The 11,599-nt window shown below is 62.4% G+C and carries 11 protein-coding genes; 8 read left to right on the forward strand and 3 right to left on the reverse strand.

Features of this window, described 5'->3' with window-relative positions; all coding sequences use genetic code 11:
* Positions 1 to 192: 192 nt before the first annotated feature.
* Both NLY36_RS12165 and NLY36_RS12170 read left to right on the forward strand, forming a co-directional pair.
* On the forward strand, positions 193 to 525 hold the full coding sequence (locus NLY36_RS12165) for a hypothetical protein (RefSeq protein WP_023670061.1): 333 nt from the start codon (positions 193 to 195) through the stop codon (positions 523 to 525).
* Positions 526 to 558: 33 nt separating this feature from the next.
* Complete coding sequence (locus NLY36_RS12170; protein WP_023670062.1) at positions 559 to 729, forward strand: hypothetical protein; 171 nt, start codon at positions 559 to 561, stop codon at positions 727 to 729.
* Positions 730 to 800: 71 nt separating this feature from the next.
* Here NLY36_RS12170 and NLY36_RS12175 read toward each other — a convergent pair whose 3' ends face one another.
* Entirely contained in the window at positions 801 to 1,505 is a 705-nt protein-coding gene (locus NLY36_RS12175) for a response regulator transcription factor (RefSeq protein ID WP_023670063.1), read from the reverse strand.
* Between the two features lie 94 nt (positions 1,506 to 1,599).
* Between NLY36_RS12175 and NLY36_RS12180 the strand changes: the two genes are divergently transcribed.
* Positions 1,600 to 2,328: a response regulator gene (locus NLY36_RS12180; protein WP_023670064.1), complete on the forward strand. Its 729-nt coding sequence runs from the start codon at positions 1,600 to 1,602 to the stop codon at positions 2,326 to 2,328.
* A 222-nt stretch (positions 2,329 to 2,550) separates the two neighbouring features.
* Positions 2,551 to 4,641 carry a hybrid sensor histidine kinase/response regulator gene (locus NLY36_RS12185; RefSeq protein ID WP_023670065.1) on the forward strand — a complete coding sequence of 697 codons (2,091 nt, stop codon included), beginning with the start codon at positions 2,551 to 2,553 and terminating at the stop codon, positions 4,639 to 4,641.
* A 235-nt stretch (positions 4,642 to 4,876) separates the two neighbouring features.
* On the opposite strand, the gene NLY36_RS12190 is transcribed toward NLY36_RS12185, so the two are convergent.
* A complete protein-coding gene (locus NLY36_RS12190) occupies positions 4,877 to 5,257 on the reverse strand; it encodes a hypothetical protein (RefSeq protein WP_023670066.1) in 381 nt (126 codons plus the stop codon).
* Between the two features lie 503 nt (positions 5,258 to 5,760).
* Here NLY36_RS12190 and NLY36_RS12195 point away from each other — a divergent pair.
* Positions 5,761 to 6,963 (forward strand): aromatic ring-hydroxylating oxygenase subunit alpha, encoded by a 1,203-nt coding sequence (locus tag NLY36_RS12195; protein WP_023670067.1) that lies wholly within the window; start codon positions 5,761 to 5,763, stop codon positions 6,961 to 6,963.
* Between the two features lie 15 nt (positions 6,964 to 6,978).
* Here NLY36_RS12195 and NLY36_RS12200 read toward each other — a convergent pair whose 3' ends face one another.
* Positions 6,979 to 8,391, reverse strand: a complete 1,413-nt coding sequence (locus NLY36_RS12200; RefSeq protein WP_023670068.1) for an aminotransferase — start codon at positions 8,389 to 8,391, stop codon at positions 6,979 to 6,981.
* A gap of 295 nt (positions 8,392 to 8,686) precedes the next feature.
* On the opposite strand from NLY36_RS12200, the gene NLY36_RS12205 reads away from it, so the two are divergent.
* The 3 genes from NLY36_RS12205 to NLY36_RS12215 all read left to right on the forward strand — a co-directional run bounded on the left by NLY36_RS12205 (position 8,687) and on the right by NLY36_RS12215 (position 11,590).
* On the forward strand, positions 8,687 to 9,604 hold the full coding sequence (locus NLY36_RS12205) for an ABC transporter permease (protein WP_023701363.1): 918 nt from the start codon (positions 8,687 to 8,689) through the stop codon (positions 9,602 to 9,604).
* Positions 9,601 to 10,425, forward strand: a complete 825-nt coding sequence (locus NLY36_RS12210) for an ABC transporter permease (RefSeq protein WP_023670071.1) — start codon at positions 9,601 to 9,603, stop codon at positions 10,423 to 10,425. Before NLY36_RS12205 ends, NLY36_RS12210 begins: the two co-directional genes overlap by 4 nt.
* A 91-nt stretch (positions 10,426 to 10,516) precedes the next feature.
* A complete protein-coding gene (locus NLY36_RS12215) occupies positions 10,517 to 11,590 on the forward strand; it encodes an ABC transporter ATP-binding protein (RefSeq protein ID WP_023683949.1) in 1,074 nt (357 codons plus the stop codon).
* Positions 11,591 to 11,599 lie beyond the last annotated feature (9 nt).

Consider the following 11,599-nt stretch of genomic DNA (forward strand, 5'->3'; position numbering starts at 1 on the left):
AAGCGTGCTCCGCCTTCGCTGCGCACTCCCGATCACGCACCGCGCCCCCAAACGAAAGTGCTGATGTCCTTATATGAAAGAAGATTGGCTTCGCTCGAAACCGACTTGCAACAAAGCGCGGCCTGGGCGGCATGATCTGGTTACAGGCTCGCGGCACAGTCATCCCAACGAGAACAGCCGGCGCCAACGAAAATGAGCATCAAATCGACCACCCTGTCCTGGCTCTTCAGGATAAGCATCGCCGCATTTGTCGTCGGCGGCATCGGCACAGTAGCCGGCACCCCGATGACGAAACTGGCGGTGATGAATTCGGGTGAGATTTCGACGCTGCATGCCGCGCTGTTCATAGCCTTGGTCTGGATTGTCTCCAGTCTGCGCATCAACCGTCTCAGGGCCCTCTGGCGGGTCGGCCTCGGGTTGAAGTGGATGCGCGGCCCCTCCGGCAACTTGCTGCCGAGAGGACCGAAGGCCCGCGTCGCAACGGGGGGCTCCGTGGGCGACGCGGGCACTTCGGGTTTATCCTGAAGCACCCGCGGTTCTGATTTTTGGGGACAACCGATGAAGACGAAATCTGCAGCCTCCGTGCTTTCGGTACTGCTCTATGCACAAGGCCTGCTCGGCTTTGCCGGTCTCGCCACGGTTCTCCTGAAGGACCGCGCGCATGCCGCCAGCGAAATCGTAGTCGCCAGCGAATTGCCGTCGGGACCATCGCTTCTGGTGGTGCGCTGACGCCTATGCATGGCGCCCGAGATTGCGCAGCTTTTTTGGGCGAGCCGAGGAACAATCCAGCCTCCCGACCCTCAGTCGGCGCGCTGCGTCGGCGGGTCGAACCGGTAGCCTGCGCCGCGTATAGTTGTGATGGTTTCGGTGTCGAGCTTGCGGCGCAGCCGCACGATGCGCGAATCGATCGAGCGGTCGAAGGCATCGGCATTTTCGGCGGGCGCCGCCGCAATGATGTCGTCGCGCGTCAGCACCTTGCGCGGGCTGGCCAGAAACAGCCTGAGCAGCGCCACCTGGCCCGGCGACAGCTGTTCTTCCGTACCCGAACGGTGCATGACGATGGCCGACCGCAAATCGACGGTGGCATTTTCCAGCACGATCAGTTCCTGGGCGGACCTGCCGCGCCGCGTCAGCAGGCCGCCGATGCGCGCGGCAAGCTCCCTGACATTGAGCGGACTTTCGACGACATCTGCGGCGCCAAGCTCGAGCGCCAGCACCTTGTCGACCAGATCGGCCGGCCGGCAGATCAGGATGAAATCCGGCCCCGCCTTCCCGTCCGCGCTCTGGCCGCCGCCATAACGCCTGAGCAGGTCCCGCCCTTCCGCCTGGCTGAGGCTGTCGCCGACGATGACGATATCGATGCCTCCGGCCGAAAGCAGGGATTCAGCTTCCCAGGGCTGCCGCGCCTCGCGCACGTCATGGCCGCGCCGGTCGAGATGATCGGCAAGATCGCCGGCCACCACATCGGCGACGGAAACCAGCGCGATGACGGATCGTGCAGCCATGTTTTTCTTCCCGTTCCCCCGCAACCGGATATGAGTGCTGGACATCATGTTTATACCCAATCTACTTTCCGCTGAAAGCGGGAGCGAGGCCATAGTGCGGGCACGGATTGTCATCGTCGAGGACGAGCCCGATCTCCGGGACGCGGTCGCCGAGTATCTCGGCGCCAACGGCTACGATGTGACCCAGGCCGGAAGCGCGGCCGAGGCGCGCGCCTTGCTGGAGACGGAATCGTTTCATTTGGCCATTCTCGACATCGCCATGCCGGGCGAGGACGGACTGTCGCTCGGCCGCTGGCTGCGCTCGAAAATACCGGTCGGCATCATCTATGCCACGGCTGCCGGCACCGCACTCGACCGCATTGTCGGGCTGGAGCTTGGCGCCGACGACTACATCGTCAAGCCCTACGAGTTGCGTGAGGTGCTGGCTCGTGTGCGCAGCGTGCTGCGCCGCGTTCCGCAGCCGAGCCCGCCCCAGGCGGCGAAGACACAAGCCGATGGCGGCCGCCGCCTGACCTTCGGCCCGTTCCAGGCCGACCTCGACGGCAGGCTTGTCACCGGCGCCAACGGCGCCGTCATCGACATGGCCAAGAGCGAGTTCGATGTGCTGGAGGTTTTCCTGACCCGCGCCAACCGGCTGTTGACGCGATCGGCGATCTCCGAGGCGATTGGTTTTGTTGAGGATCCTGAATCGTCGCGCGCCGTCGACATTCGCATCATGCGGCTGCGCAAGAAGATCGAAACCGATCCGGCCAATCCGAAATTTTTGCGCACAGTGCGCGGCGAAGGCTATATCTTCTCGCTGCCGACCGGTGACGGGCACTAGAGCAATTACAGGAAAAGTGTACGCGGTTTTCCGCCCGGAATTGCGTAAAAACAAAGAGATAGAGGCTTCTCCGTTTCCGTGAAACGGTGAAACGCTCTAGCAATTCCAGGAACAGTGCGTAGCGATTTCCGTTCGGGATTACATTGAAACATGGAGCGTTTCACCTTTTTCGTGAAATGCTCCATAGCTGCCTAATTCGACGGCCCTTTACTGATGGCTGACATGACCGCTGAACCAGCACCACGTATGGACCCGCAAGGCGCTCGCCAGAGCGCCGCGATGGCGGCTGTGCGCGTCGTCCGCCGGTTGCGCGATGCCGGCGACTGGCAGCGCGAGATGGAAACCATCCTCGAAACGCTCTGCAGCGCCATGAATTGCCAGCGCGGCATCCTGTTCAGGCTGCGCGAATTGCCCGGCCAGGGCTTCGCCCAATCGGTCGCCGCCTACTGGATCGATCCTCGCTTCGGCGGCGAACTGGCTTCGCCGACGGTGATCATGCAGTCGATCGTCGATACCGATCCGCTGCTGGAGCGGATTGGAGAGGACGAGCGGCAAGGCAAGATCTTCGCCGGCCATACGCGCGATCTCGACGGGTTCCTCAGGGCCGATTTCGAAAAGCAGCACATCAAGTCGTTCCTGTCGGTATCGGTGTTCGCGCACGGTCATCTGTGGGGCACGTTCGCGGTCAATGACTGCCTAAACGAGCGCGAATGGACCGAAGAGGAAGAGGCGACGATGCACATCATCGCGCTCGCCATCGGCGACGCCATCGAGCACTCGCCGTCCGACGCCCATGCCAGCGAAGTCATCCGCCGCACCATGCTGCAGGCGTCGCTCGACGCCATCATCGTCATCGACGAGACCGGCTCGATCATCGAATTCAATCCGGCCGCCGAAAAGATGTTCGGCTATCAGCGCAGCGACATCCTCGGCAAGGACCTGCTCGATACCGTGGTGCCGGAATATTACCGCAAGGGCTATGTCTCGGGCGCCGAATACATGTCTGGCCGCGGCGCGCCGATGGTTGGCCAACGGCTTGAGACCGTGACACAGAATGCGGCCGGCGAGGTGTTTCCCATCGAATTGACGGCGACCGAGATGCGGGTGGCTGACCGTCAGCTCATCTTCGGTTCGATCCGCGATCTGCGCGATAAGCTGCGCGCCGAAGAAGAGATCAACCGCCAGCGCGAAAAACTGCACCAGAACGAGAAGATGGCGGCGATGGGTTCACTGCTGGCCGGTGTTTCGCACGAGCTCAACAACCCGCTCGCCGTGGTCGTTGCGCAGTCGACGCTGCTGCATGAATTCGCCACCGACCCGCAGACCAAGGTTCGCGCCGAGAAAGTGCGCGCCGCTGCCGAGCGCTGCGGCCGCATCGTCAAAAGCTTCCTGTCGATGGTGCGCCTGCATCCGGCGGCGCAGGCCGAGACCGATCTCAACCAGGTGATCCGCGCCGCACTCGAAGTAACCGCCTATGGCGCACGCTCGAGCGGCATCATCATCGACACCGATTTCGCGCCCGGCCCGCTGCTGGCGATGGCCGATGCCGACCACGTCACGCAGGTGGCCGCCAATTTCCTGATCAACAGCCAACACGCTCTGGCCGGTATCGGCGGCGACCGCCTGATCAAGGTGCGGACATTCCGCAGCGATCGCGGCAACCCCGGGTTTTCGGTCGAGGACAACGGACCGGGCATTCCCGAGGCGATCCGCAGCCGCATCTTCGAATCCTATTTCACCACCAAGCCGGTCGGCGTCGGCACCGGCATCGGCCTGTCGATCTCGAAATCGATCGTCGAGCGCCACAACGGCAATATCTGGTTCGAGGAGGTGCTGCCGCGTGGCGCGCGCTTCGTCGTCCAGCTGCCGGTAATCACCGGCGGCGCGGCAGCAGCCGGCGACAGCCCGGCTCGTTCCAGCGGCTTGCGCCATGCGCTGATCATCGACGACGAACCCGACGTCGCCGGCTCCCTCTCCGACATCCTGGAACTGATGGGTATCAAGTCGCGGGTCGTGCCGGCCTGGACGTCGGCGGCGGCGACCTTGACCGGCCACATGCCGCCAGACATCGTCTTTTCCGACTTGCGCATGCCCGGCACCAGCGGCATTGCCATCTACCGCGAATTGCTCGCCGACAACCTGGCGCTGGCCAAACGCTTCGTGCTGGTCACCGGCGACCTGATCGGCGCCAAGGCCGAGATCGAAGCCTTGCCGGCGCCGCAGCGCCCGCAAATCCTGGAAAAGCCGTTCTCGACGCTGGACGTCCGCGGCGTACTCTCGGCAATAGCCGACCAGGTCGCCGCCGCCGGCTAAGTTTTCGGAAGCACCCATGTAGGGTCTATCGAGATTCGGGTCAGGCCGAGTCGAGAATGGTGGTTCCCGAGAACCGGAGCGGAGCGTACTTGAAGTACGCGAGCACCGGAAGCGCAGGGAACCTCCATGCGCAGGCCGGCCTCACCCGAATATCGATAGGCCCTAAAAAAGAGGCTCCCGACCGAGGGAAGCGGCGGGAGCCAAGAACGAGCGCGGGAGGAAGCGCTCGGGAGGTTCAGAAAACGTTGGGTGTCGTGGTCAGCGGCGCTGCGTTGGCGATCATGCGGACGGAACGCGCCTTGTGCACGCCGGACTGGGCGGCGATGACGCGCAGGCACTCCGCGCTCTCGGCGCCCCAGGCCTGACCCTGGCAGGCAAAATCGATTTCCGGCTCCGGCAGCCGGGCGGTCTTGATGGTGGTCGGCGCGCCCTGGACAACATTGGCCGGCGGGTTGAGCGAAGCAAAAGCCGGACCGGAAGCCGGTGTCAGGAACATGACGGCCAGAGCGCAGGCGCCCAGCATGGAGAACATCGCAACCGGATGGTCGCTGGCGCGCTGACGCAGTGCCAGTTTGGCGCGTCGTTCGTTGCTGGTGATCTCGACTTTCGTATGCATTGCTGCTCCCCTTCGTTTTCTTATGAAACGAACCTAAGCGCGCCTGGTAACGGGCGAATGATGCGCTTGGCTTGCCCGCGTAACAGGTTTGAAACAAGAAATTCGGGCATATCCGGACAGATCCGGTCATGTGCCGACGGCAAGATGCGTTTGCGAAGCTGTTTCATCCGGGCAATCAAATGTTGACGACAGGCGGGCCGCGAACGCACCAAGCCCGCTTCCTGTCGGCCGCACTATGAACAAGCTCACACTGCGGATCGAATTTGCGGACGCCAGGTATTTTCGTCTCGGAGCGGGCCGTGTTTGCAAGCTCGGCACGGCCAAATCCGCATGCCGGACAGCTATTTCACGCCCCCGGTTAACGCCCGGATATTCCGGGATTTTCTGGCTTTCAGCTGGTCCTGTTGTGCCGACTTGAAAAGTTGTGATTTCTACAAGCCATTGCATTTCAATGTAAAATATGGTTTTATTGAATGAGTATTCAATAAAAGAAGAGCTTTTTTATGAACCCGCATCTCCGTGACGTGGCGATCCCCAATGATTGGGACCGGCGGGGTCTGCCGGGCTGGAGTTATCACTCCGACGCGCTTCTCGAACTTGAGAAGGAATACGTCTTCCGGAACCATTGGCAGATCGCCGGCCATGTCTGCGACGTGCCGAATGCCGGCGACTATCTGACTATGGACGTGGTCGGCGAGCGGGCGCTCATCGTGCGCGGCAAGGACGGCATCGTGCGCGCCTTCAACAACATGTGCCGGCATCGCGGCAGCCGCGTCGTCGCCGACAGCCAGGGCACCTGCAAGAACGCGCTGGTCTGCCCGTTCCATGGCTGGGTCTACAATCTCGACGGCACGCTGCGCGGCGCCGCCCGGCCGCGCTCCTTCCCCGAGCTCGACAAGACCGAATTCGGCCTGATGCCGCTCAACCTCGAGATATGGATGGGCTTCATCTTTGTCCGCTTTCGCAAGGGCGGCCCGCAGCCTTCGGTGGCCGAACTGTTGAAGCCGATCGAGGCCGAGATGGCACACTACAATGTGACCGAGATGGTGCCGTCCTGGGGCATCTGGACACAGAAGACGCCGGTCAACTGGAAGTCGGTGCGCGACGTCGACAATGAAGGCTACCACGTTGCCATGGCGCATCCGGCGCTGCAGGATCTCTACGGCTCAACCTATTTCGACGAGCCGTTCATCGACGGCGTGTCGCGCTCGTTTGCCACCTACAATCCGCATGCCGGCCGGCGCTGGAGCGTGCGCGAATACATCAAGCTCACGCCCGATGCCTCACACCTGCCGGAGCATCTGCGCAGGGCCTGGATCTATTACGGCATCTTCCCCAACAACGCGCTGTCGATCATGCCGGAATCGGTGCAGTTCTATCAGGAGTTCCCGCTGTCGACCGGCGAGACGCTGCTGCGCGGCGCCATCTACCGCTACCCCGACGAGACCCGGGAACAGGCGGCCGCCCGCTATCTCGCCTACCGCATCGACCGGGACACCATGAACGAGGACGTGCAGCTTTCCGTCTGGTCAAACGAGTCCATGATCTCGGAGGCCTTCGAGGGTTTTTATCTCTCCGACCTCGAATACGGTGTGCGCACCCACCACGACCATCTGCGCAAGCAGATCCCGGTGCTGGGCCTGGAGACGGCGCCGGAGGAGAAGGACATGTGGAACCTCAATGAGGCTATGCGCTCGCAGGTGTAGGGGCGGAACTGCCAGTCACCCCTGCCACACGCCCTCTTTGCGCAGATCATCCATGGTCCGCGAAATGCCTTCGCGCAGGATCGCCACCATGTCGTCGATCTGCTCTCGCGTGATGATCAGCGGCGGCGACATCACGCACATGTTGATCAGCGGCCGGACCAGGAGGCCGAGTTCGTGGCAATGCGCGTCGATGCGCTTGCCGACATCCTTGTCGAGCTGCAGCGGATCCTTGCTTTCGCGGTCGGCTACGCACTCGACGCAGCCCATCAGGCCCATGCCGCGGACTTCGCCAACCAGCGGCAGTTCCTCCAGCGTCTTCAACTGCGCCTGGAAATAGGGCGCGACATCGCGCGTGTGGGCCAGCACGCTGTCTTCCAGGATATCGAGGTTCTTCAGCGCCACCGCGCAGCCGATGGGATGACTGGTATAGGTCAGGCCATGGCCGAACATCGCATCGGGATGGTTGGAACGGCGCATTTCCTGAAGCAGCCGCTCCGAGATGATGACGCCGCCAAGCGGGAAATAGCCTGATGTAACGCCCTTGGCGAAGGTGATCATGTCGGGGTCGATGCCGAAGCCATCGCCGGAGGCAAAGACATGGCCGAGCCGCCCGAAGCCGGTCACCACCTCATCGGAGATATAGAGGATATCGTTGTCCCTGCAGATTTCGCGAATGCGCTTGAGATAGCCATCCGGCGGCACGACGACGCCGCCGGATGCCTGCACCGGTTCGCCGACGAAAGCACCGATCTTCTCTGCGCCGACGCGGGCGACCGTATCGCGAAACTGATCGACCAGGAAATCGCAGAAGGCGGCGATGTCAATGCCTTTCGGCCGCCGGAACGGGTCTGGCGAGGACAGTTTGACGACCAGATCGTCGGCGCCGTCCATCCAGTCGCGGTCGCGCGGCCGGCCGTTGAGCGAGGCCGACAGATAGGTCGAGCCGTGATAGGCGCCGCCGCGGCTGAGGATCAGCTTCTTTTCCGGCCGCCCGCGCACATTGTTGTAGAACTGCATGAAGCGCAGTGCCGTCTCGACAGCCGACGATCCGCCGGTGGTGAAGAAGGTATGGCTGAGATCGCCCGGCGCATGATCGGCGAGGCGCTTGGCGAGCTCGGCCGACGGCGCATTCATCGTATACCAGGGCGTGTTGTAGGACAGCATCATCGCCTGGTCGTACATCACCCTGGCCAGCTCCTCGCGGCGGTGGCCGACATTGATGCACCACATGCCGGCCGGCCCGTCGATCAGTCGCTTGCCTGTTACATCGGTGATGTAGATGCCATCGCCCTCGCCAATCAGCGCACGCGCTTCATTGCCGACCGAGCCGGCATAAGGCCAGGGCTGGATGAGATGGCGCTTGGCCAGCTCGACCGCATCGCCACCGTCAGCCATTTCCATCGCTCTTAGGTCTCTTGCAGCCGCCATCATTGCCTCGCATCGTCTGAGCGTAATTTTCACCGGACAGAACATGAAGCGCCAAGGGCAGGAAAGCCGGCTTTCTTCACTCCATTTTGAATGTCCGTTCAATCAATATTACAGAAATAGCGCTTGATTTCAATGCACGGATGCGCTCATGATGAAAGAAAGCCGGCAAGCTTGGAGCGCGCAACCAGCAAAGCGCGCTCCGCAAAAATTGGGAACAGGCAGCCGGCCCGGTCGAAGGGAGCATCATGGCGGAACAGTTCGAGCCAGCAACCGAGATCACGCCCGGGTCGCTGCAATGACGGTAGCTGCCGAAGGGGTGCCCACGCGGCGCATGACGCGAGCAAGGCGAAACGCCCTTCTGCAGTCCGAGTCCGTCCAGGGCCTTGCCCTGATCAGCCCGACCTTGGTCTACGCTTTGATCCTGCTGCTGGTGCCGATCCTGGTGGTCTTCGCCCACTCCTTCTGGACGCAGAACTACCTCACCATCGACCATACATTCACGCTGGAGAATTATCGCATCGCGCTGACCGAGCCGATCTACCGCGATCTGCTCTGGCGCTCGCTCTACATTTCGCTGACGGTGAGCTTTTTCACCGTCATCCTCGCCTATCCGATCGCCTATTTCATCTCGTTCCATGGCGGTCGCCACAAGAGCCTGTGGCTGTTCCTGATTACCATCCCGTTCTGGACCAGCTATCTCCTGCGCGTGATGTCATGGAAAGTCATCCTCGGCTATAATGGCGTGCTGAATTCCGGCCTGATGGGCCTCGGCATCATCGACGAACCATCGACCGCGCTACTCTACAATTCCAGCGCCGTCATCATCACGCTCACACACGCCTGGGCGGCCTTCGCCATCCTGCCGATCTTCGTTTCGCTCGAGAAGGTCGACCGCACCTTGGTCGAGGCTGCCACCGATCTTGGCGACGGCCCGCTGCGCTCCTTCCTGCGCGTGACGCTGCCGCTGTCGGCGCCGGGCGTCATCTCGGCCGCTCTCATCGTCATGATCCCCACCGTCGGCGACTATGTCACCCCAAGGCTGGTCGGCGGCAAGGATGGCGTGATGATCGCCAATGCCATCGAGTCGCAGTTCCATAAGGCCTCCAACTGGCCACTCGGCGCGGCACTGTCCGTGACCACCATGCTGGTCGTGACGCTGATGGCGGGCGCCACCGTGCTCATCATCCGCGCGCTGCAGAGGCTGGCGCGATGACAGCGAGGCGGCGCCTTTTTCCCGGCGGCTGGCTGTCCGCCTACGCCTTCCTCTACGTCGTCTTTCTCTATCTGCCGGTGATCTTCCTGCCGATCTTCTCGATCAACACCGCGCCGACGCCAAAATTTCCTCTCACCGGCTATACGCTGAAATGGTACCAAGACCTGCCGAAGACGCCGGCGCTGCTTGACGCCGCCTGGAACAGCCTGATCGTCGGTATCTCGGCATCGGTGCTGGCGACGCTGCTCGGCATCCTCGCCGCCCGCTCGATCACCCGCTACCGCTATCCCGGCCGCCGCACAATCAATGGCCTGATCATGGCGCCGCTGGTGCTGCCGGAAATCATCCTCGCCATCTCCATGCTGCTGGTCATGCTGCAACTGGGCTTGAGCCTTTCGCTGTTCACCGTCGTACTCGGCCATGTCCTGATCTGCATTCCCTATTCGATGACGGTGCTGACCGCCGGTTTCGAGGGCTTCGACCGCAGCCTCGAAGAAGCCTCCGCCGATCTCGGCGAGAGTGCCTTCGGCACCTTCCGGCGGGTGACGCTGCCGATGGTGGCGCCGGCGATCATTTCCAGCCTCCTGGTCTGCTTCACCATCTCGCTCGACGAGTTCGTCATCGCTTTCTTCCTGACCGGCACCGAGACGACGCTGCCGATCTATATCTGGGGCCAGTTGCGCTTTGCCGCCAAGCTGCCGGGTGTGTTGGCGCTGGGCACGCTGCTGCTGGTTGCCTCTTTCGTTTTGATGACCGTTGCCGAGATCCTGCGCCGCCATGCGGCCAGACGCACCCAGAGCGAGGGAGGCCTCTATGCCTGAGCAGTCCCGGGCCGAACGGCCTCAGGATGAACCATCCAAGCAAGATAAGTCCGAGCGGGCCCAATCTGATCGACCCCAAACCGACCGAGCAATGATCGAAATCCGCAGCGTTACCCGCAGCTATGGGGCGTTCAAGGCGCTCGACGACGCCTCGCTGACCATCAAGGAGGGCGAATTCTTTTCGCTGCTCGGCCCTTCCGGCTGCGGCAAGACTACGCTGCTGCGCATGATTGCCGGTTTCGACAACCCGACCAGCGGCTCGATCTCGGTCGGCGGCCAGTCGATGGAAGGCATCCCCGCCAACCGCCGGCCGACCAACATGGTATTCCAGAGTTATGCCATCTTCCCGCATCTCAATGTCGAGCAGAATGTCGCCTATGGGCTGAAACGGCTCAGGCTGGGAGGAACGGAAGAAAAGCGCCGCGTCGAGGAAGGGCTGGCGCAGGTGTCGCTCACCGGCCTCGGCAAACGCCTCGCCACCGAGCTTTCCGGCGGCCAGCGCCAGCGCGTGGCGCTCGCCCGCGCCTTGGTGATGCGGCCCAAGGTGCTGCTGCTCGACGAGCCGCTGTCGGCTCTCGACAAGAAATTGCGCGAGCAGATGCAGGTCGAACTGCGCCGCCTGCAGCAGGCGGTCGGCATCACCTTCGTGCTGGTCACCCATGACCAGTATGAGGCGCTCGCTATGTCCGACCGCATCGCCGTAATGTTCCGCGGCAAGATCGCCCAGGTCGCCTCGCCCAAGGAAATCTACCAGCGGCCGGTCAACCGCCAGGTCGCCGATTTCCTCGGCGGCATGAATTTCGTAAAAGCGCAGATTATAGAGGAGAATGCCGCCTCGCTGGTCGTCGACACGCTGGGCTTCGGCCGCGTCAGGACCGACAAGCCGAAGGCCTTCATGCGCAATGGCGGCGGCGCCACTCTGGGCATCAGGCCGGAGCGATTGCGCGTGCTGTGGGACAATGCGACGGCGAAATTCGAAGTGGCCGGCAAGGTGGTCGAACGCCACTATTTTGGCGAGATCACCCATCTCATCGTCGAGATACCCGGATTGGAAAAGCCACTGTCGGTCACCGAGACCAACGACTTCGGCGCCGACGATATCCCCGTCGGCACTTCGATCCGCCTCGGCTACGATCCGGAGGCCTTGGTGGCGATGGCGGACTGAGCATGATCC

Source organism: Mesorhizobium sp. C399B, from assembly GCF_030323185.1.
In the GTDB taxonomy this organism is placed as follows: Bacteria; Pseudomonadota; Alphaproteobacteria; order Rhizobiales; family Rhizobiaceae; genus Mesorhizobium.